This is a genomic window from Achromobacter sp. HZ01, from assembly GCF_003267925.1.
GTDB lineage: Bacteria > Pseudomonadota > Gammaproteobacteria > Burkholderiales > Burkholderiaceae_B > Achromobacter > Achromobacter pulmonis_A.
The window spans coordinates 27,278-48,875 of record NZ_LWKV01000007.1 but is presented as its reverse complement, the minus strand read 5'-3'; the positions used below and the strand labels follow the sequence as shown (position 1 = coordinate 48,875).

Annotated in this window: 16 protein-coding genes; 4 read left to right on the top strand and 12 right to left on the bottom strand. The window is 68.2% G+C overall.

The window, feature by feature from the left end:
• Positions 1–14 precede the first annotated feature (14 nt).
• From parC to parE, 3 genes are read right to left on the bottom strand one after another with little or no spacing between them, the layout of a single operon-like run.
• Positions 15–2,339, bottom strand: coding sequence for a DNA topoisomerase IV subunit A (parC, locus tag A6B37_RS24975; RefSeq protein ID WP_111827225.1), 2,325 nt, complete (start codon positions 2,337–2,339; stop codon positions 15–17).
• A gap of 35 nt (positions 2,340–2,374) precedes the next feature.
• Positions 2,375–2,974: a YcxB family protein gene (locus A6B37_RS24970; protein WP_111827224.1), complete on the bottom strand. Its 600-nt coding sequence runs from the start codon at positions 2,972–2,974 to the stop codon at positions 2,375–2,377.
• On the bottom strand, positions 2,974–4,935 hold the full coding sequence (parE, locus tag A6B37_RS24965) for a DNA topoisomerase IV subunit B (RefSeq protein ID WP_168202330.1): 1,962 nt from the start codon (positions 4,933–4,935) through the stop codon (positions 2,974–2,976). The genes A6B37_RS24970 and parE overlap by 1 nt, the downstream gene beginning before the upstream one ends.
• A 355-nt stretch (positions 4,936–5,290) precedes the next feature.
• On the opposite strand from parE, the gene trxA reads away from it, so the two are divergent.
• On the top strand, positions 5,291–5,617 hold the full coding sequence (trxA, locus tag A6B37_RS24960; protein WP_102771763.1) for a thioredoxin TrxA: 327 nt from the start codon (positions 5,291–5,293) through the stop codon (positions 5,615–5,617).
• A 117-nt stretch (positions 5,618–5,734) separates the two neighbouring features.
• The gene (gene rho / locus A6B37_RS24955; RefSeq protein WP_043541410.1) at positions 5,735–6,994 is read left to right on the top strand and encodes a transcription termination factor Rho; all 1,260 of its coding nucleotides are present in this window, start codon (positions 5,735–5,737) and stop codon (positions 6,992–6,994) included.
• Between the two features lie 148 nt (positions 6,995–7,142).
• Here rho and A6B37_RS24950 read toward each other — a convergent pair whose 3' ends face one another.
• The gene (locus A6B37_RS24950; RefSeq protein ID WP_111827281.1) at positions 7,143–10,799 is read right to left on the bottom strand and encodes a YhdP family protein; all 3,657 of its coding nucleotides are present in this window, start codon (positions 10,797–10,799) and stop codon (positions 7,143–7,145) included.
• Positions 10,800–10,973: 174 nt separating this feature from the next.
• Between A6B37_RS24950 and glnE the strand changes: the two genes are divergently transcribed.
• Both glnE and A6B37_RS24940 read left to right on the top strand, forming a co-directional pair.
• Positions 10,974–13,754, top strand: coding sequence for a bifunctional [glutamate--ammonia ligase]-adenylyl-L-tyrosine phosphorylase/[glutamate--ammonia-ligase] adenylyltransferase (glnE, locus tag A6B37_RS24945; RefSeq protein WP_102771886.1), 2,781 nt, complete (start codon positions 10,974–10,976; stop codon positions 13,752–13,754).
• A 72-nt stretch (positions 13,755–13,826) separates the two neighbouring features.
• Positions 13,827–14,501, top strand: coding sequence for an epoxyqueuosine reductase QueH (locus A6B37_RS24940; RefSeq protein ID WP_102771764.1), 675 nt, complete (start codon positions 13,827–13,829; stop codon positions 14,499–14,501).
• A gap of 12 nt (positions 14,502–14,513) precedes the next feature.
• On the opposite strand, the gene A6B37_RS24935 is transcribed toward A6B37_RS24940, so the two are convergent.
• The 8 genes from A6B37_RS24935 to styD form a co-directional block, all read right to left on the bottom strand.
• The gene (locus tag A6B37_RS24935) at positions 14,514–15,467 is read right to left on the bottom strand and encodes a helix-turn-helix domain-containing protein (RefSeq protein ID WP_102771765.1); all 954 of its coding nucleotides are present in this window, start codon (positions 15,465–15,467) and stop codon (positions 14,514–14,516) included.
• Positions 15,468–15,549: 82 nt separating this feature from the next.
• Entirely contained in the window at positions 15,550–15,996 is a 447-nt protein-coding gene (locus A6B37_RS24930; RefSeq protein WP_246842573.1) for a cytochrome c, read from the bottom strand.
• Between the two features lie 77 nt (positions 15,997–16,073).
• Complete coding sequence (locus A6B37_RS24925) at positions 16,074–16,595, bottom strand: methylamine dehydrogenase light chain (RefSeq protein ID WP_111827223.1); 522 nt, start codon at positions 16,593–16,595, stop codon at positions 16,074–16,076.
• On the bottom strand, positions 16,579–17,217 hold the full coding sequence (mauD, locus tag A6B37_RS24920; protein ID WP_102771768.1) for a methylamine dehydrogenase accessory protein MauD: 639 nt from the start codon (positions 17,215–17,217) through the stop codon (positions 16,579–16,581). Before mauD ends, A6B37_RS24925 begins: the two co-directional genes overlap by 17 nt.
• A gap of 11 nt (positions 17,218–17,228) precedes the next feature.
• Complete coding sequence (locus A6B37_RS24915) at positions 17,229–17,786, bottom strand: MauE/DoxX family redox-associated membrane protein (RefSeq protein WP_111827222.1); 558 nt, start codon at positions 17,784–17,786, stop codon at positions 17,229–17,231.
• Positions 17,783–18,973, bottom strand: a complete 1,191-nt coding sequence (locus A6B37_RS24910) for an amine dehydrogenase large subunit (protein WP_111827221.1) — start codon at positions 18,971–18,973, stop codon at positions 17,783–17,785. Before A6B37_RS24910 ends, A6B37_RS24915 begins: the two co-directional genes overlap by 4 nt.
• Positions 18,974–19,043: 70 nt before the next feature.
• Positions 19,044–19,925: a transporter gene (locus tag A6B37_RS24905; protein WP_102771771.1), complete on the bottom strand. Its 882-nt coding sequence runs from the start codon at positions 19,923–19,925 to the stop codon at positions 19,044–19,046.
• A gap of 67 nt (positions 19,926–19,992) precedes the next feature.
• On the bottom strand, positions 19,993–21,498 hold the full coding sequence (styD, locus tag A6B37_RS24900) for a phenylacetaldehyde dehydrogenase StyD (protein WP_111827220.1): 1,506 nt from the start codon (positions 21,496–21,498) through the stop codon (positions 19,993–19,995).
• Positions 21,499–21,598 lie beyond the last annotated feature (100 nt).

Genomic DNA, 21,598 nt, shown 5'->3' with positions numbered 1-21,598 from the left:
CCCCCCACTCAAAATCAGCCCAGCACCGGCGACAGCACCGGCTGCTTGGGCCGCACGTCCAGCGCGCGTCCCTTGCGGGCGCGCTTGCCGACGTAGACCGCCAGCGCCTCGCCGGCCAGGATGTCCTCGGTGTGCTTGTTGCGGTAGATGCCGGCGGCGCGCAGGCCGCCCGCGCCGATGGGCACGGTCTGGTCCAGCTTGTCGGAGGCGTCCAGGCCCATCAGGATGGTGCCGCGTCCGCCGCCCGACAGGGTCTTGACCTCGTCCAGGCCGAAAACCAGGAACTTGCCCTTGTGCGACAGCAGCGCAAGCTGGGTGGCGCCCTTGAACAGCGGCACCGGGCGCAGCAGCGCGTCGCCCTCTTCCAGCGTGATGAACTGCTTGCCGGCGCGCTGGCGGCTGACCATGTCGGACAGCTTGGCCGCAAAGCCGTAGCCGCCGCGCGTGGCCAGCAGCCAGCGGCTGTCGGGAGACGCCGCGATGGTGTGCACGATGCGCGTGCCCGGCCCCAGGTCGATCATGGTGGTCACCGGCTGGCCGTCGCCGCGCGCCGAGGGCAGCGCCGAGACGGGCACCGAATAGACGCGCCCGTTGTCGCCCATCGCGATCAGCGTGTCGGTGGTGCGGCATTCGAAGGCGCCGTAGAGATCGTCGCCCTGCTTGAAGCCGAATTGCGCGGCGTCGTGGCCGTGGCCCTGGCGGGCGCGCAGCCAGCCCTTCTGCGACACGATCACGGTGACCGGCTCGTCCAGCACCTTGGTCTCCAGCACGGCGCGCTCGGCGGTCTCGATCAGCGTGCGGCGATCGTCGCCGTACTGCTTGGCGTCGGCCTCGATTTCCTTGACCAGCAGGCGCTTGAGCGCGGCGGGATTGTCCAGCAGCTCCTGCAGGCGCAGCTGTTCCTCGCGCTTGTCGGCCAGTTCCTGCTCGATCTTGAAGCCTTCCAGGCGGGCCAGCTGGCGCAGGCGCATTTCGAGGATGTCCTCGGCCTGCCGCTCCGACAGATTGAAGCGCTCCATCAGCGCGGCGCGCGGCTCGTCGGATTCGCGGATCGTCTGGATCACTTCGTCCACGTTCAGGTAGACGACCATGCGGCCTTCCAGCACGTGGATGCGGTCGATCACCTTGTCCAGGCGGAAGCGCGTGCGGCGCACCACGGTATTGGTGCGGAACGCCAGCCATTCGACCAGGATGTCGCGCAGGCCCTTCTGGCGCGGCCGGCCGTCGGTGCCGATGCACACCAGGTTGACCGAGGCGCTGCTTTCCATGCTGGTCTGCGCCAGCAGCGTGTTGACGAACTCGTCGCGGTCCACGCGCGAAGTCTTGGGTTCGAACACCAGGCGCACGGCGGCGTCCTTGCCCGACTCGTCGCGCACCGCGTCCAGCAGGTTCAGCATGACCGCCTTGGCCTGCGTCTGCTCGGGCGTCAGGCTCTTCTTGCCGGTCTTGACCTTGGGGTTGGTGATTTCCTCGATCTCTTCGAGCACCTTCTGGCACGAGGTGCCGGGCGGCAGCTCGTGGACCACCAGCTGCCACTGGCCGCGCGCCATTTCCTCGAACTGCCAGCGGGCGCGCACCTTCAGCGAACCGCGGCCGGACGCGTAGATCTGGGCGATGTCCTCGGGCGGGGTGATGATCTGGCCGCCGCCGGCGAAGTCCGGCCCGGGCACCAGCGCGTGCAGCTCGGCGTCGGGCAGTTGCGGATGCTTGATGAGCGCCACGCAGGCCTGCGCCACTTCGCGCAGGTTGTGCGGCGGGATTTCGGTGGCCATGCCGACCGCGATGCCCGAGGCGCCGTTGAGCAGCATCACCGGCAGGCGCGCCGGCAGCATCTGCGGCTCCTGCTGGCTACCGTCGTAGTTGGGCACGAAATCCACGGTGCCCTCGTCCAGCTCGTCGAGCAGCAGCTTGGCGATGGGCGTCAGGCGCGCTTCGGTGTAGCGCATGGCGGCGGCGTTGTCGCCGTCGCGCGAGCCGAAGTTGCCCTGGCCGTCGATCAGCGGATAGCGCAGCGAGAAGTCCTGCGCCATGCGCACCATGGCGTCGTAGGCGGCCTGGTCGCCGTGCGGGTGGTATTTGCCCAGCACGTCGCCGACGACGCGCGCGGACTTCACCGGCTTGGCGCCGGCGCCCAGCCCCATCGCCTGCATGGCGTACAGGATGCGGCGCTGCACGGGTTTCTGGCCGTCGCCCACGTCCGGCAGGGCGCGGCCGCGCACCACGGATACGGCATAGTCTAGATAGGCTTGTTCCGCGTAGCGCGCCAGGGTGATGGCGGCGTCGCCCTCGCCGTCGGGCGGGGTGGCGTCGAACAGGCCGGGTTGATTGCTGTCGGTCATGATGGTTTCAGGTAGACAAATTCATCGAAACGGCGTCAGCGCGCCGGCGCGGACGGCATCAGTTGCGTGTCGGCCACGTGCGCGCGAAGTTGCGCGCGCACCGCCTCCAGCGTGGCGGCGTCCTGTCCGCGCTTGGGGATGATCACGCCTTGCAAGGTGCCGAGAATGACATAGAGATGGTCCGGGGTTTCCTCGACCCGCCGCACATCGGACCACGCCATGCGCCCGGAGGCGGCGGCGGTGAAATCCGAGACGCCGTCGGGGCCGAACTCCAGCCGGTGGCGGCCCAGGAACAGCTCGTCGGGCTGCCGCGCCAGCATGCGCCGGGTGTTCTTGCGCACCAGCGCCGGCAGCACGTATTCATAGGCCAGCGCCAGCACCGCGAGAATGCCCAGCCCCACCGCCAGCCCCTCGAAATACACGGGCAGGATGCGGGCCCAGTCGGGCCCCTTGCCGTCCCAGGTCTGCCAGACCAGATAGGCCAGCAGCGCCACGATCATCAGGATCGCGAAGCGCAGGTGCGAGCGGTAGCGGCGGCGGCGCAGCTCGGGCCGCTTGTACACGTAGACGGCGAAGTCGGCGTAGTCGTCGGCCGTCAGGTCGACGTCCATGCGGGCAGCTCCGGATGCGGCCATCAGATGTCCAGCTCCGCCAGGTTGCCCTTTTCCTCGATCCAGGCGCGGCGCTGCGAGGACTCGCCCTTGCCCATCAGCATGTCGAACATGCGGGTGGTGTCTTCGGGGGTCTGGTCGCCGTAGCCCACCGGCAGCAGCCGGCGCGTGTCCGGGTTCATGGTGGTTTCCCACAGCTGCTCGGGATTCATTTCGCCCAGGCCCTTGAAGCGGCTCACGGCCCAGGCGCCTTCGCGCACGCCTTCCTTGCGCAGCTTGTCCTGCGCGGCCTCGAGTTCGCCTTCGTCCAGGCAGTAGATCTTGCGCGCCGGACGCTTGCCCTGGGCCGGCACGTCCAGGCGGAACAGCGGCGGCTTGGCCACGAAGACGTGGCCGGCCTCGACCAGCTTGGGGAAGTGCCGGTAGAACAGCGTCAACAGCAGCACCTGGATGTGCGAGCCGTCGACGTCCGCGTCCGACAGGATGCAGATGCGGCCGTAGCGCAGGCCGGACAGGTCGGGCGTGTCGCCCGGACCGTGCGGGTCCACGCCGATGGCCACCGAGATGTCGTGGATCTCGTTGTTGGCGAACAGGCGGTCGCGGTCCACTTCCCAGGAATTCAGCACCTTGCCGCGCAGCGGCAGGATGGCCTGGAACTCCTTGTCGCGGCCCATCTTGGCCGAGCCGCCGGCCGAGTCGCCCTCGACCAGGAACACTTCGGTGCGCGAGGCGTCGCTGGATTCGCAATCGGTCAGCTTGCCCGGCAGCACGGCCACGCCCGAACTCTTGCGCTTTTCCACCTTCTGCGCCGAGCGCTGGCGCGCCTGGGCCTGGCGGATGGCCAGCTCGGCCAGCTTCTTGCCGTATTCGACATTGCTGTGCAGCCACAGGTCCAGCGCGCTCTTGGAAAAACCGCCCACCAGGCGCACCGCGTCGCGGCTGTTCAGGCGCTCCTTGATCTGGCCCTGGAACTGCGGGTCCAGCACCTTGGCCGACAGCACGAAGCTGGCGCGCGCGAACACGTCCTCGGGCAGCAGCTTCACGCCCTTGGGCAGCAGGCTGTGCAGTTCGGCAAAGCCCTTGACCGCGCCGAACAGGCCTTCGCGCAGGCCGGATTCGTGGGTGCCGCCGGCCGGCGTGGGAATCAGGTTGACGTAGGACTCGCGCACGGCGTTGCCGTCTTCGGTCCAGGCCACCACCCACTGGGCGCCCTCGCCTTCGGCGAAGTTCTCGTGGTCGGCGCCGGCGTACTGCTGGCCTTCGAAGAACGGCACCATCAGCTCGGCCCCGGCCAGCGCCTCGGACAGGTAGCCGCGCAGGCCGTCCTGGTACTGCCAGGTCTTGGTGTCGCCGGTCTTTTCGTTGACCAGCGTGACCTTGACCCCGGGCAGCAGCACGGCCTTGCTGCGCAGCAGGTGCGTCAGCTCGCCCGGCGGGATATTGGGGCTGTCGAAATACTTGGGGTCCGGCCAGACGCGCACGCGGGTGCCGGACTTCTTGCGCCCGCCCTGGTCGTAGGGCGCCAGGGGCTCGGCCACGTCGCCGCCCTTGAAGACCAGGCGGTTGACGGCGCCGTCGCGCCACACCACCACCTCCAGCCGCGTGGCCAGGGCGTTGGTGACCGACACGCCCACGCCGTGCAGGCCGCCGGAGAAGGCGTAGGCGCCGCCGCCGGCCTTGTCGAACTTGCCGCCGGCGTGCAGGCGCGTGAACACCAGCTCGACCACGGGCGCGTTCTCTTCGGGATGCAGGCCCACGGGAATGCCGCGCCCGTCGTCCTCGACGGAAACGCTGCCGTCCGCGTGCAGCGTGACCTGGATCTGCTTGCCGTAGCCGGCCAATGCCTCGTCTGCGGCGTTATCAATGACCTCCTGCACGACGTGCAGCGGGTTTTCGGTTCGGGTGTACATGCCCGGGCGCTGGCGCACGGGCTCCAGCCCCTTCAGGACGCGAATGGACGCCTCGGTGTAACGTGGAGTGGCCAAGTTATCCCCAACATCTGTGGAAAAAAACCGACATTTTACGGATAAGCCCAGGTTCTGCGCGGCTCCCGGTGGGATGCGCACGACCTGACCACCTCCGAATTCGGTAGGATGATGACAGTGGCAACCGGCGCATCGGGGCCCTCGGCCCGGATCGCGACAACTGCGCCGCAACATCCTACACAAATCCGGCAAACCCTGTTGTTATCTCCAGTGGTATGCCTGTTGTTATTGACAGTGGTATGCTTTAGTCCATTGCCACAAACAAGAACAACCGCAAGGCGCATCTCTTCGGACCCTTTTTCCTTCCGGACCCTGTTTTACGCGCCCTTTGCTGCCGAACCCGAGAATCACCATCATGAGCGACCAAATCAAGAACGTCAGTGACGCAAGCTTCGATGCCGATGTGTTGAAGTCCGGCCAGCCTGTGCTGGTGGATTACTGGGCTGCCTGGTGCGGCCCCTGCAAGATGATCGCCCCCATCCTGGAAGAAGTCGCCACCGAATACGCCGGCCGCCTGACGGTCGCCAAGCTGAACGTGGACGAAAACCAGGACACCGCCGCCAAGTACGGCATCCGTGGCATTCCCACCCTCATGCTCTTTAAGGACGGCCAGGCCGCCGCCACCAAGGTCGGCGCGCTGTCCAAGTCGCAACTCACCGCATTCCTGGACGGCGCGTTGTAAACTGCGTGCTGTGAACGAAGGCGCCGCCCCGGTGGCGGCGCTCATTCAATACCGCGCGAGCCCGTCCGTGGCGCGCCGCCAGAACCCTTCTTTACTTTTCCCCCACCACTCACCGCGATGCACCTCAACGAACTGAAGGCGCTGCATGTCTCGCAGCTGCTGGAAATGGCCGCCGGCCTGGAAATCGAGAACGCCAACCGCCTGCGCAAGCAGGAACTGATGTTCGCCATCATGAAACGGCGCGCCAAGCAGGGCGAGCAGATCTTCGGCGACGGCGTGCTGGAAGTCCTGCCCGACGGCTTCGGCTTCCTGCGCTCGCCCGAGACCTCGTACCTGGCCAGCACCGACGACATCTACATCTCGCCTTCGCAGATCCGCCGCTTCAACCTGCACACCGGCGACTCGATCGAAGGCGAAGTGCGCACGCCCAAGGACGGCGAGCGCTATTTCGCGCTGGTGAAGGTGGACAAGGTCAACGGCGTGGCGCCCGAGGCGATCAAGCATCGCATCATGTTCGAGAACCTGACGCCGCTGCACCCGAACCGCGTCATCCGCCTCGAACGCGACATCAAGAGCGAAGAAAACCTCACCGGCCGGATTCTCGACGTCTTCGCGCCCATCGGCATGGGCCAGCGCGGCCTGATCGTCGCCAGCCCCAAGTCCGGCAAGACGGTGATGATGCAGCACATCGCGCACGCCATCACCACCAACTACCCCGACGCGGTCATGATCGTCCTGCTGGTCGACGAACGCCCCGAGGAAGTGACCGAAATGCAGCGCACCGTGCGCGGCGAAGTGGTGGCCTCGACCTTCGACGAACCGGCCACGCGCCACGTGCAGGTCGCCGAAATGGTCATCGAAAAGGCCAAGCGCCTGGTCGAAATGAAGAAGGACGTGGTGATCCTGCTGGACTCCATCACCCGCCTGGCGCGCGCCTACAACACCGTGGTGCCGGCCTCCGGCAAGGTGCTGACCGGCGGCGTGGACGCCAACGCGCTGCAACGTCCCAAGCGCTTCTTCGGCGCGGCCCGCAACCTCGAGGAAGGCGGTTCGCTGACCATCCTGGGCACGGCGCTGATCGAAACCGGCAGCCGCATGGACGAAGTCATCTATGAAGAGTTCAAGGGCACCGGCAACTCCGAAGTCCACCTCGAGCGCCGCCTGGCCGAAAAGCGCGTCTACCCCTCGATCAACCTGAACAAGTCGGGCACCCGCCGCGAAGAACTGCTGATCGCGCCGGACCTGCTGCAGAAGGTCTGGGTGCTGCGCAAGTTCATCCACGACATGGACGAAGTCCAGTCCATGGAATTCATCCTGGACAAGATGCGCGCCACCAAAACCAATGCCGAATTCTTCGACATGATGAAAAAGAAATAATCCCCCCCCCCCGAAGCGCTGCGCGCTTCCCCCCCAGGGGGGCGCCGCTACGGACCGGCGGAGCCGGATCCGTGCGGCCCGGGTCTTGAGGCACCCGTTTCTTTTGGGGCCCCCGTTTCTTTGGGGGCCCCTTTCCATTGCGGCCGGCCTAGTTGCCGCCCAGGAATTCCTCCAGCAGGCCCGGCGTCTCGGGCTGCTTGCCAGGCTTGGCCGGCTTGTCCGCCAGCGGCTTGGCGGACGTTTCGATCGGCTCGATCTTGGGGTCGTCCCAGTCGCCGGTGACGGCGTATTCCATGGTCATGGCGCGCGCCAGCGGCTGCTTGAGCAGCCATTGCGTGACGAAGGCCCCCAGGCCGATCAGCGGGTTGACCGCCAGCGCCGTCACCATGGCCGCGCCGCTGGCGTCCAGGTTGGGGATCACCACCGCCTTCAGGTCCCAGCGTTCGCGGATGATGTTGACGCCGCCGGCCAGCACGATGGCGGCGACCGGCCCGTTGATCTTGTAGCCTTCGGTGGACGCCACGCCCTCGGCCACTTTGACCCGGCCGCGGATGGTGTCGAAGGGAAAGCCGTCGCGCAGCAGGTTGGTCGGGTTCACGTCCAGCCGCGCCAGCCGCTGCAGCGATTGCAGCGACAACAGCTCCAGCAGCCGCGCGGTGCGCGAATTGACGTGCATGAAGCGGCCCTTGTCCAGGCTGACGTCGACCTCGCCGGTCAGGTTTTCGATCTTGTGGGTCCAGGGCAAGTCGCGCCAGGTGGCCTGGCCCTTCATGGTGCCCTGCCCGCCCGACACCACTTTCTCGAAGCCGATGCTGTCGAGGAACTTGCCCACGTCCTCGTACTTCACCGAAGCGTCCACCGTCAGCCCGCGATCCGCGCCCTGCAGCCGCCAGTTGCCGGTGGCGTTCAGCGAGGCCGCCGGATTGGTGATGGAGAGCTTGTCCAGCCGCCATTGGCGGCCGCGCTCCAGATTGGCGCCCTGGACCTGCAGCGCGCCCAGATTCTTACCGTACAGCCGGAATTCCTGCGCCTGCAGGTCGATCGCCGGAATGTCCGACAGGTCGCTGCCCGAGGCCAGGGCCTCGTCGGCGTCGTTGTCATCGCCTTCGCCGCCCAGCGCCAGGTGCTTCAGGCGCGCCGTGATCTGCCCGGCGATGGCGCCGGAGGCCTCGCGCCACTCCAGCGTGCCGGCGGCCTGGCGCGATTGCAGGTCCACGCGCCACTGCGCCGGGCCGGGGCGGGTCGCATACAGCGTCAGGTCGTTGAGGGTAAAACCGCCGGTGCGCAGCTTGCCGGCGGCCAGGCTGATGCGCTCGGGCTGCGGCAGCATCGGGCGCGAGGCGGCGCGGCTCTTGCCTGCGCTCTTGCCGGCGGCCGGGCTGAACCCGTCGGCCACGTCTTCCCAGGCGTCCATGTCCAGTTCCGGCAGCGCCGCGTTCAGACTCAGCCCCCGCTCCGGCAGGCTGGCCGGGCGGCCGATGCCCAGCGCGCCGCGCGTGAAATAGGAACGCTCGCCCTCGGACGGCGCGCGCTCGAACAGCGCGTTGACGCCGTCGCCCAGGCTGGCCGTCAGCCAGCGCCGGTTCGAGGCGCCGCGGTCCTGCGCGGGCGACCACTCTACCTTCAGCGTCTGCGCGCTCTGGGCAGGCTTGCCCACCGGCGCGGGCATGTCGATCGCCATGCCGACCAGGTCGGACTCCACGGAAATATCCACCGCCCCGCCGCGCTGATAGCCCACCTTGCCCTTGTAGGCCGCCTTGCCCGAAAAGCGCGACATGGACGGCGTGTTGCTCAGCTGGGTCAGCGCCGAGCCGGCCAGCGTGCCTTCGAACCGCAGCGCGTCCGACCCCTTGGCCAGGCGGCCGGAAATCCGCGCCGGACCGCCCAGGAACTGGGCCCGCACTTCCTTGGTCTCCACGCCTTTTTCCGAGAACGCCAGCTCGCCGCGCATCTGGCTGAGCAGCGGCATTTCCGGCATGAAGGTGAAGCTGTTGTCGGCGAACTGGATGCGCCCCTGCACCTGCGTGTCGTCGGTATTGAGCAGCGGCACCTTGAGCTTGAGGCCCACGCGCCAGTCGCCGCTGCCGCGCGCCTCTTCCAACGCGCCGTCCAGCAATTCGCCCAGCGGCGAATTCGCCGCCAGCGCCAGATAAGCCGGCACCGAGCCGGAGGTCTCGCCGTCCAGCAACAGTTCGGAGTTCTCCTCCATGTTGGGAATGGTGGCGGAGACCGCGCCCAGCGCCACGGTCTGGCCCGGCCCCACGTGGGCCAGCGCGCCGCCGGCGCTGTCCAGCGTCAGGCTGACCTTGTCGATGCGGAAGTTGCCCGCCAGGTTCTCCAGCACCGGCCATCCCTTGCGGTGGCCGCGCGCCGGCGCGTAGTCGACCTTGGCGCCGGTGTAGGCGCCGGCAATGACGAATTCGCCCTGGGCCCCGGGGCTGCCGTAGGGAAAATCGTCCAGGTCGCCCTTGAGCGTGATGGAGGCCGACTGCATCTCGCCGGCCGGCAGGCCGGTGGCCAGCCATTCGCGCGCGTCCGCGTTGACCTCCAGCGGCAGGTAGCGGTGGATGGCCGGCATGGAGCCGCGCACCATGGTGCCGCGCAGGTCCACGCTGCCTGCCGCCGTCTTGCCCTCGGGCTGCCACTGTCCCTGGAAACGCGCGTCGATGTCGTCATTGGCCAGCCGCAGCTGCGCGATGTCGACGAACCAGTGCTCGGCGTCCGGCCCCTTGGTGCTGGCCTGGAGCGCGACGTCGCGCGCTTTCAGCGTGGGCTCGGCGAACACGCCGGGCAGGGTCACGGCCAGCTGCTCGGCGCGGCCGTCGACCGAGACGGCGGCCGCGCCCGGGCTGCGCGCCAGCGGCACGCCCTCGATCTGTACGAAGTCGCCCGGCAGGCCCTGCACGCGCGCCTGCGCGTAATCCGCCGCGAACCCGGGGCCGTCGGCCGCGGCCGACCAGCGCAGGCCGCGCACCGCGGCGTCCGCGGTCAGCGCGGTGAACTTGCCTTTTTCCAGCTGCAGCCAGGCGCGCGCGCTGATGCGCCCCGCGATCTCCGGCGGTTCGATCCAGGGCGCCCAGGCCAGCGGCTCGGCGTCGTCCACCTGGGCATAGAGCTGCCCGCTCCAACCGCCGGCATTGGCGCCGCCCAGCGCCAGCAGGCTGCGGTTGAACTCGCCGCGCAGTTCGATCTTGCGCGCCAGCGCGTCACCGGCCGCGGCCCGCAGCACGAAGCGGTGCGACAGGCTGCCGTTGCGCGCCAGGAAGTCCACGCCTTCGAGCGTCAGTTCGGGCGCCTGGCGCAGCCCGTCGATCCAGCGCACCGTGGCCCCGCGCACGCGCAGTTCGCGCTGCGCGGCCAGCCAGCGCAGCGCGGGATGATCCAGGTCCGAACGGTGGTCGCTGGTGTTGAGGTCGATGTCCTGGCCGGCCACCCATAGATGATTGTCCGCGTCGCGGCGCAGCGTGATTTCGGGCCGCTCGACCTGCAGGCTCACCAGCTTGGGCGACAAGGCCAGAATGCTGCGCCAGCCCAGCACGGCGGAGACGGACGGCAGGGCCAGCACGGGGTCCGGTTCGTCGTCGTAGACCTGCACGGCCTTCAGGTCCAGCCGCGGATTGAGCCCCTGCCAGTCCGCTTCGATGGCGCCGATCTCCACGCGCGAGCCCAGCGCCCGGCTGGCGTAGGCCTCGATCTGCGGACGCCATTGGTCTATCCTGGGAAGCACCCAGTAGCGCACGCCCAGCGCGCCCAGCGCGGCGACGCCATAGACGGCCAGCGTCACCCAGAACAGGGCGCACAGCAGTTTCTTGGCCGCCGCGCCGCCCCACCAGGACGCGCGGCCGGCGGCAGGCCCCGATTGCGGGTCCGGCGTGGGGGAATTTTTCGAAGCTGACACGGATCGGTGGGCAGGATAATGGTCTTGCGGTATCGTCCCCACTTATACCTGAAACGCGCCCATTTCGCCGCCAATTTCGCCATGTCCACGCCCGTTTTGCTCGACCCCGCCCTCGCCTGGTCCGGCCACCTGCGCCGCCGCCTCGATGCCCATCCCGACCTGGCCGCCTGGCTTGCCGAGGCCGTGCAGCAGCCGCTCACGCCCGCCCGCATCAAAGCATGGCAAACCGAGCTGGCCGGCCCGGACGCGCCGGACACGCTGCCGGTGGAATCCTGCCGCATGGTGCTGCGCAAGCTGCGCGAACGCGTCTTCAACGTGCTGATCGTGCGCGACCTGGCCGGGCAGGCGCCGCTCGAAGAGGTGGTGGGCGCCATGACCGCCCTGGCCGACCTGGCGGTGGCCGCCGCCTACCGCAGCGTGGCGGCCGAACTCGCGGCCGTGCATGGCGTGCCGCGCGACCCGGCCACCGGCAAGCCGCAGGAAATGCTGATCATGGGCATGGGCAAGCTCGGCGGCTGCGAACTGAACGTGTCCTCCGACATCGACCTCATCATGCTGTATGGCGAAGAAGGCGAAACCGACGGGCCGCGCCGCATCAGCCACCACGAGTTCTACGGCCGCCTGACGCGGCGCATGATGCCGGTGCTGTCCGAGGTCGACGCCAACGGGCAGGTGTTCCGCACCGACCTGCGGCTGCGTCCCGACGGCGACTCCGGCCCGCTGGCCTGGAGCCTGGACGCGCTGGAGCACTACCTGATCGGCCAGGGCCGCGAATGGGAGCGCTATGCCTGGCTCAAGGCGCGGCTGATTCCGGCCCAGGCCTTCGACGGCAGCGACAGCGCCGCGCAGGCGCGCCAGCTCGAAAGCCTGCGCGTGCCCTTCGTGTACCGCAAGTATTTCGATTTCGACGCCCTGGCCGCCCTGCGCGCGCTGCGCGAGCGCATCCGCCAGGACTGGCAGCGCCGCGCCCACGCGCGCAGCGGCATCGACAGCGCCAACAACATCAAGCTGGGCGACGGCGGCATCCGCGAGATCGAATTCGTGGTGCAGGTGGCCCAGCTGATCCGCGGCGGCCGCATGCCGGCGCTGCAAAAGCGCGGCCTGCTCGAAGCGCTAGAGGCCGAACGCGCGGCCGGCCTGATGCCCGAGGACGACGTCCGGCGCCTGGAGCAGGCCTACCGCTATCTGCGGCGCACCGAGCACGCCCTGCAATACCGCGAAGACGCGCAGACCCACCTGCTGCCCGGCGATCCCGCCCAGCGCGCCGAGCTGGCCGCCGCCCTGGGCATGAGCCCGCAGGACTTCGAAACCACGCTGGCGGCGCACCGCGAGTTCGTCTCGCAGACCTTCCGCAATGTGTTCCGCATCATGGGCATGGGCGAGACCGAGGAGCCGGCGCCCGCGCCCGGCGCCGCCGAACCCGCCGGCTGCCTGGAAACGCCGGACGGCAATTGCGAGCTGGGCGAACAGATCCGCCAGGCCTTCGGCGATTCCGCGCAGGACCTGCTGCGCCGCACCGAGACCCTGCTCAACAGCCACCGCATCCGCAGCCTGCCCGAGAGCAGCCGCAAGCGCATGGACATCCTGCTGCCCTCGGCGCTGCGCGCCGCGCTGCAGACGCCTGCGCCGCTGGAGGCCACGGTGCGCCTGTTCGACCTGATCGAAAAAATCGCGCAGCGCAGCGCCTACCTGGCCCTGCTGGCCGAGTATCCCGACACCCTGGCCCGCGTGGCCCGCATGGTCGCCGCCAGCCCCTGGGCCGCCCAGTACCTGACCCAGCATCCGCTGCTGCTCGACAGCCTGATCGACTGGCGCACGCTGTTCGAGCCGCTGGACTTCGCCCAGATCGCGCGCCAGCTCGGCGCGGACCTGGACGCCTGCCGCCTGCCCGACGGCGAGCCCGATATCGAACGCCAGATGAACCTCATGCGCGACGTGCAGCGCCAGGCCAGCTTCCAGTTGCTGGCGCAGGACCTGGAGGGCGAGCTCACCGTGGAAAAGCTGGCCGACCAGCTGTCCGCGCTGGCCGACGTGCTGCTCAACGAAACCATCCGCCGCGCCTGGCCGCTGGTGAACCGGGTGCCGGGCGCCGAACCGCGCTTCGCCGTCATCGCCTACGGCAAGCTGGGCGGCAAGGAGCTGGGCTACGCCTCCGACCTGGACCTGGTGTTCCTGTTCGACGACACCCGCGAGGACGCCGCCGAGGTCTACGCCAAGCTGGGCCGGCGCATGACCTCCTGGCTCTCGACCATGACGTCCTCGGGCCGGCTGTACGAGGTCGACCTGCGCCTGCGCCCGGACGGCGACGCCGGCCTGCTGGCCGTATCGGTCGAGGCCTTCGAGCAGTACCAGCACAAGCACGCCTGGGCCTGGGAGCACCAGGCGCTGACCCGCGCGCGGCATGCCGCCGGCGACGCCGGCATCGGCGAGCGCTTCGAACGCATCCGCGAGGACATCCTGGTGATGCCGCGCGACGCCGCGGCGCTACGCGACGAAGTGCTGGCGATGCGCGAGAAGATCAACGCCGGCCATCCCAACACCGGCCCGCTGTTCGACCTCAAGCATGACCGCGGCGGCATGGTCGACGTGGAATTCGTCACCCAGTACCTGGTGCTGTGCCACTCAGGCACGCATCCGCAGCTGGTGCGCAACCTGGGCAATATCGCGCTGCTGCGCCTGGCCGGCGAGGCCGGCCTGATCGAGCCGGCGCTGGCCGCCCGCGCCGGCGATGCCTATCGCACCCTGCGCCGCGTCCAGCACCAGCTGCGGTTGCAGGGCGTGGAAAAGGCCCGCGTGCCGCCCGAGCAGCTGCAGGAAGAACGCGCCGCCGTGCGCGAACTGTGGGCGGCCGTGCTCGGATGAACCCGTGCGGGCGCGTCTGGCGGCAACTCGTCGTAAAATAAGGACTTTTCCGCATTTTTCCGTTTGCCAGCCATGTCCGACCTCGTGCGCCCCAAACTCGATCTGCCCGCCGGCCGCCGCAAGGTGCTGCTGCACTCGTGCTGCGCGCCCTGCTCCGGCGAAGTCATGGAGGCCATGACCGCCTCGGGCATCGATTACGCGATCTACTTCTACAATCCGAACATCCATCCGGTCAAAGAGTACGAAATCCGCAAGCAGGAGAACATCCGCTTCGCCGAACAGCACGGCATCGAATTCATCGACGCCGACTACGACATGGACAACTGGTTCGAACGGGTCAAGGGCCTGGAAGACGCGCCCGAGCGCGGCGAACGCTGCACGGTCTGTTTCGACATGCGCTTCGAGCGCACCGCGCTGTACGCGCACGAGCACGGTTTCGACACCATCACCAGCTCGCTGGGCATCTCGCGCTGGAAGGACATGAACCAGATCAACGGCTGCGGCGAACGCGCCGCGGCCCGCTACGACGACCTGATCTACTGGACCTACAACTGGCGCAAGGGCGGCGGCTCGTCGCGCATGATCGAAATCAGCAAGCGCGAGAACTTCTACCAGCAGGAATACTGCGGCTGCGTCTATTCGCTGCGCGACACCAACCGCCACCGCCGCTCGCAAGGCCGCGACCGCATCCACATCGGCGTGAAGTTCTACGGCAAGGAAGAGCTGATCAACGAAGAGTCGCTCTGAGCGGCCGCGGCGCTAGCGTTCCTGGCGCCGGTATTCCGACGGCGACACGCCGTAGCGTTTGCGAAACGCGTGGCTGAAGCGCGCGGCGTCCGAAAACCCATAGCGATAGGCGATGTCCCCGATCGGCCGGGCGGACTGCGCTGCGTCGCAAAGCGTGTCGCGGCAGCGCTCCAGCCGCGCGCTGAGGATGAAATCGGCGGGCGTGGTGGACGCTTGCGCGAAGAGCTTGTACAGATACCGCCGCGACACCCGGAAGGCCGCCGCCGCGCTGGCCGGAGACAAGGCCGGATCATGCAGGTTTTCGAGTATGTGCTGCTGCACGCGGCGCAGTTGCGCCTGGCGCAGTTCGACCTGGTCCTGCTCGGCCAGCGCGCCGGCCTGTTCGCTGATGTTCAGGCCCATCATCTGCAAGATCGCATTGGCGGCGTCGCGCGACGCGCTCTCCGACAGGTTGGCGTGCTCGTTCAACGCCACCCGCAGCAGGTCCATGGCCATCCGGCCGCAGCCCTGGCGGGCGCTGAAGCGGCGCGCCACGGCATTGCGCATGAAAGGCTCCCAGGCCTCGACATGCTTGCCGGGCACCTGCATCACCAGGAAATGCGCGCCGTCGTCCACCTCGATCTCGTATGGGCGGGTGGTGTCGTAGATGCCCCATTCGCCCGGGGTCAGCAAGGCGCTGCGCCGGGCTTGGTGGATTTCGCTGCGGCCGGACAATTGCAGCGTCACTTTGTAGCCGGCCGCGACCGACTGGTCGGCCAGCAGCTTGCTGCGGCGCACGCGCTGCGCGCTGCTGCGCAGCTCGCTGACCTGCATCCAGCCCAGTGAGTCCACCGCCACGCTGTTGCGGAAACGCGCGGGGAACACGGCGGATACTTCCAGGGGAACAAAGGTATCGCTGACACTTTCCTGCCAGCTGGCGCAATCCAGGAAGTGCCTGGGCGCGCTGCGCAAAAGGGATTGGGACATGGCGACTCCGGAATGCTGCCTCTTTCTAGCATCGGGCGGCGGGACGGGAACATCGGTAACAACCCCTAAGACAGCCGCCCCGCTAGGGTTTTCTGTCGCTCCCGTAGGAATATTCGGCCAGGTCGAAACCCTGCTTCGACAAGGCCTGCGCCAGCCCGTGGCGCACCGGCACCACGTCCTCGTAGCGGCGCCGCCGCGCCGCCGCCACTTCCTGTTCGGTGTAGGGACGGAAATCCGCGGGCAGTTGCGCGGCGCTGAAACTTTCCAGCAGCCAGTTCAGCACCGCCGCGAGTTCGGCGTCGCTCAACTGGGATTGCGCGGCGCCCGGCACCCGGATCAGGTATTCGCGGCCCGCCGGCAAGTGCACGAAAGCGCCGACGGAACCCCGGAAATCGGGAATGCCGTGGCGGCTGCTGCCGCGGCCGTCCACGCGATGGCAGCCCGCGCACTGCAGGACGTAATCGGCCCGCGCGTCCTGGCGCAACTGCGCCGCCGCGGAACCGTCGGGAGCGACGCCTTGCGCGACCACGGCCCGCGCCGCGCACAACAGGACGGCGGCGACGCAATGCCGCCGCCATCCCGCCCCCCGCCGCCCCAGCCCCCGGCTCATGGCTTCGGCTTCGTCTTGGCCAGTCCCACGATCACGGAGGTGGTGCAGTGGAAGATGGACGATTCGTTGGACATGCACCAGTTCACGTCGTTGTGCAGGAACATCTGGTAGCCGGGGCGCTCGCGCTCGGCGGAAGCGCACATGCACTTCCCGCAAGCCGCCTTGCCGCAGCAGTCGTTGTAGCTGATGAGGTAGTCCTTGCCGTCCAGCGGATTGTGGCAGGTTCCCACCCACGACACGGCTGAAGGCGAAGTGCCCGGCGGGCACGAGGTCATGCTGCCGCCGCAGCAGGAACACAGAAAGCCGTCCACCGCGCAATAGCGCCAGTAGTCGCAGGCGGTGTCGTCCATCTGCGGCTTCTTGGGGTCCGCCGGCGCCGAGCGCGCCACGGGCAGCACCGGCATCAGGAAAGCCGTTCCCACCAGCGCCTTGCCGATGCGGTTGAGCACGCTGCGCCGGGACGTGGCGTGCGCGACCGAGCGCGTGGCGCGCTCTCCGAGTTTATCCAGCCAGTGCATTGCCGCTCTCCTTGCGGGAAATCCGGGTTTCTTCCAGCGCGCCGGCGGCCAGGAACTCCTGCACCGACGCCACGCCCAGTTCCTTGGCCGTGAACAGGCTTTCGAGCTGTTCGCGGGAATTGATCAGGCCCTTCGCTCGCAGCGTTCCGGTTTCGTCGATCAGCACGGCGTAGGGCAGCTTACTGATCTGGAACTTCATGCCCAGTTCGGTCGACAGCAGGTACGGAAAACGCTCCAGTCCCGCCTGCTTGTAGAACGCCAGATGCTCGGGCATTTCGCCGTCGCTGGCCAGCACGATGCGCAGCCAGGCGCTTTCGGTGGCGGCCACCGATTTCAGGATCGGCAGCAGCTTCTTGCACACCGGGCAGGTCGGCGACAGAAAGAACAGCAGTTGGCTGTGCTGCCCGCGTTCGCCCACGACGATGCGCCGGCCCAGCAGGTCGGCAAGTTCGAAGCGCGGCGCCGGTTCGCCGACGCCGGGGCCCTTGTCCATCGTGAGCGCGCCCATCGGCGCCACGCGTTCGTACAGCACGCCGATCTGCCGCGACAGGGCCAGGATGACCAGCACCAGGCAAAGCACCACGCCCCACAGCAGGAAATTGGAAATGATCAAGGCATCCATGTGAAACTCCTTCAAAGGTTCCGCAGCTTGAGATGCGAGGCCAAGAGGTGATTGGCGGTGTAATAAAGGGCCACCGCGGAGATCGCGAGGCCGAAGACGGCGGCGGCGTCCACCCATTGCAGGCCGCGAGAGCCACCCGCCGCGGCGTGGAGCGCGGGCGCCGTCCACGACGCCAGGACCGCGTTGCGCAGGACCAGCCACCAGGACAGCCCCGCGCCGCCCTGCCCGCCCCGTCCCGTGCCGCTGGCCGGACCGCCGCAGCCGCAATCGATGTCGCGATGGCCGCGCAGCAAGTTGAACGCCAGCGCCGCGGTGGCCGTCGCCAGCACCAGCAGCGTCAGTTGCGCCCCCGCCGCCTGGCGCGGCGGCGCCAGCAACAGGACGCCGGCCACGGCCTCGGCCAGCGCATAGGCCCATGCGAACGCACCGCTCCAGCTTTCGGGCAGGATCCGGTAGGCCGACACCGCCGCGGAGAAGCGCGCCATGTCCCGCAGTTTTTCCAGCGCGCCCAGGAGCAGCACGCAGGCCAGCGCCGCGCTCGCGGCATAGAGCAGTACGGGATCGTTCATGGCGCCCTCCAGGGTTGCGGCTCGACCTGCAGCGCAGTCTCGCCCGCGCCCTCGATCGTTCCCTTGAGAACGGGCGCGGCCGGCGCTGCGTCGTAGACGTTCACGTTGCCGCCGTCCAGCGTGTAGAGGCGCGGCGCCTCGTCCTGCGATACCGACATGGACAGTGCATTCCTGCCCGGCACCCGCGCCACCCGCTTGTGCGTGGACAGGTCGTAGACCCAGATCTCGGAGGCGGGCGTCTTGTGCGAGCCTTCGGCGCCGTTCGGATGCATGCCGACGTAGAGCCGCTTGCTTGCCTGGTTCACGGCCAGCAGGTTGTAGCCGCCGGGTCGCCAGCCCTGGTCCTTGCCCGACGCGTCCAGCAGGGACCAGGGTTTGCCGAAGACGGCGTCCTGGCCGCTGAAATCCGCGCTGTACACGTTGCCGTTGTAGGAGACGAAATAGAACGTGTTGCCGAGGTTCTCGGTATGCGTGAAGACCGGGTCCTTTTCCGGATCGAACATCGGCTGGCTGCGCTGCTGGCCCGCCGGCTTGCCGGCCGCGTCCAGGTCGACGGTCAGCAGCGCGCCGTCGCCGCAGATGCTGGCGAAGCTGCGCGGGCGGGACGGCAGGACGATGATGCTCCAGCATCCCGCGGCGGCCGTGATTTCGTCGGTGAACTGGCGCGTCTTCAAATCCACCACCGTGACCGAGGACGCCGGCGTGGCGTTCTGCACGAACAGCAGCCCGCCGTCGGTGCTCTGGCGCAGGTAGTTGCGGTAGTTCAGCGCCTGCGCGCGCTTCTGCGGGATGGGCACCTCGAACCTGGGCGTCAGCGTCTCGGCGTCCCAGGCTTCGATCAGGTCGGTCCGCTTGCCGCGGTTGAGCCGTTCGTAGTAGGTCGTCATCACGTAGATGTCCTTGCCGTCCGCGGACACGGTCATGTGACCGTTGAACGAGGTGGGCACCAGCCCCAGGAATTTGCGGGTGTCGCCGTCGTAGATGTTGATCCGGCTGTCCACCAGGTGATTGAAGACGGCATCCATCACATACAGCCGGTGAGGCGTGGCAGGCGGCAGGCGGGCGCCGCCCTTGAGCTCCTCCACCGGCAGGTCCGCCCGGGCGAGCCCGGCCGCGGCGGCCAGGGCGGCGCACAGCGCCCACTGTCCCGCCCGCGATGCGCATGATCTGGCGCGTAGCGCATTCATCGATATTCTCCTCGTCTCATGATCGGATCTCCCTGGGCCTGCCGACGCTGAAAGCAGCCACGCACAGGCCTTAAAACGCGTAGACATAGCGCAGCTGCACGCCGCGCATGCGCGGCCCGTTCTCGACCTTCAGGTCGTGGATGTACTGCATCTGAATCTGGTTGGCGTCGTTGATCTGGTGCGTGAGCTCGACGGCCAACTGGTGGTTGCGGGCGCTGGTGGCCACGGTTTCGCCCGAGGAGGTCTCCCGCCCGCCGGTTTCGTAGCGATAGCGCACCCCGGTATAGGTGTCGGGCGTCAGGTTGGTCGACGCCAGGGCGAAAAAGCGGAACGAAGGATCTTTCTTCAGCGTCTGCCCATACCAGTCGGTGTTGCGGCCATAGATCTCCACTTCCGCGATGGCTTCGAGATAGGTGGATTCGCCTATCCCCTTCACGAAGGAAAAATCCTGGATGGTCGACCAGCGGTTCTTCCCGGGCGAGACATCGGGCCGCGAGCCGTCGTAGCGGCCCACCGGCGCAACGATGAACGGCTCCCAGGCGAACCAGGTTCTGGTCTGCTCATTGTTGTAGAACCAGATCGCCGACCCCAGCGTCAGGTCGCCTATGCCTGTCTGGTGGTCGCCCGGCGCGCCCGGCAGCTCCATCGACGTGCGGTACATCGGCACGATGAATTCGAGCTGCACCGTCTTGCCGTAAAACTCCCGGTAATGCATCTGGCGATACACCAGCGCGTTAACGTCCACCGAGGCGCCTCCCACCCGCTTGCCTTCGGCGTACAGCCCGGACGAGCGCAGCCCCGCCAGATAGCCTGCGACGAGATTGGTGCCCACCGGCGCGGGTATCCAATCGCGCGCGCTGGGATCTCCAGCCCATGCCGCCTGCGACGCCCCCGCGCAGGCCAACAGCAGCGCGGCGCGCGCGCGGGTCCGGCAAAGCCTGCTGCCTGCCATGTATTTCCCCTTGGTTCCGTGACGGCGCGGCCACCGGTATCTCCCGGTTTGGGCCGCGCCGCCGTTGTTAGTACGCCATGCAGACCGACTTCTTCTCCAGGTACAGATCCAGCACGGCGCGGCCGTGCTCGCGGCCAATGCCGGATTGCTTGAACCCGCCGAAAGGCATGTTCGGGTCCAGCATGTTGTGGGTGTTCACCCAGATGGTGCCGGCGTCGATGCGCGGAATCAGGCTTTGGACGCGGCCGAGGTCATTGCTCCACAGGCTCGCGCCCAGGCCGAAGGCGCTGTCGTTGGCCAGCCGCACGGCGTCGTCCAGGCTGTCGAAGGGCTGCGCCACGACCACGGGCCCGAAAATCTCTTCGCGCGCGATTCTTGCGTCGGATCGCAGGCCGGCAAAGACGGTGGGCTGCACGAAATAGCCTTGGCCCTCGCCGGCCGCGCCCCCCGCCAGCACCTGGCCGCCTTCGGCGCGCCCGAGACCGATGTAGTCCATGACGCGCCGCTGGTGGCGCGCCGAAACCAGCGGACCGATCTGCGTGGCCGGATCGAAGCCCGAGCCCAGCTTCATACCGGCGGCCAGGTCGGCCAGCCCCTGCACGACCTTGGCGTACAAGCCCTTCTGCACGTAGAGCCGCGAGCCGGCCGTGCACACCTGGCCCTGGTTGAAGAAAATGGCGGCGGCGGCGCCCTGCACGGCGCGGTCGACGTCGCAATCGTCCAGCACGATCACCGGGGACTTGCCGCCCAGCTCCAGCGACACCCGCTTCATGTCGTCCATCGCGGCGCGGCCGATCAGCTTGCCCACCTCGGTGGAGCCGGTGAACGCGATCTTGTCGACGCCGGGATGGGCGACCAGCGCCGCGCCCGCCGTTTCACCGCGGCCCGTCACGACATTGACCACGCCGGGCGGGAAACCCGCTTCCAGCACCAGTTCGGCCAGACGCAGCGCGGTCAGCGGGGTTTCCTCGGCGGGCTTGAGCACCACGGTGCAGCCGGCCGCCAACGCCGGCGCGATCTTCCAGATCGCCATCAGCAGCGGGAAATTCCAGGGAATGATCGCGCCGACCACGCCCACGGGCTGCGGCAAGGTCTGGGCGCTGTACCGGACGCCCGGCGGAAACGGAATGGACAGCGACAGCGTATCGCCGGTGATCTTGGTGGCCCAGCCCGCCATGTAGCGCAGCCACTGCGCGCCGGACCCGACTTCCAGCGCCTGCGCCACGCCCAGCAGCTTGCCATTGTTGAGCGTTTCCAGGCGGGCCAGCTCGTCGCCATGCTGCTCGACGAGGTCCGCCAGCTTCAGCAGCAGGCGTTCGCGGCCGGCGGGCAGCATATCGCGCCAGGGCCCGGCGTCGAATGCGCGCCTGGCGGCCTGCACCGCCTGGTCGATCTGGGCGGGACCGGCGTCCGGCTGGTGCGCGATCACCTGGCCAGTGGCGGGATCGTGCACGGCGATGGGCTGGCCCTGCCCTTCGCGCACGGGCTCGCCGTCGATCAGCATGGACTCTCTGATGGCGCCCAGTTCCGGGCGATCGGCGGGAACGGCAGAGGAAACGCTTGCAGCAGGCATTCGGAACTCCAGCGAACAGGTCGGAGCCAGAATAGCAACGGTGTCTGCGGCTGGCTTGTCGGGCCGTGCATGGCGATTTGTCATTCTGCGCACGGCGGGC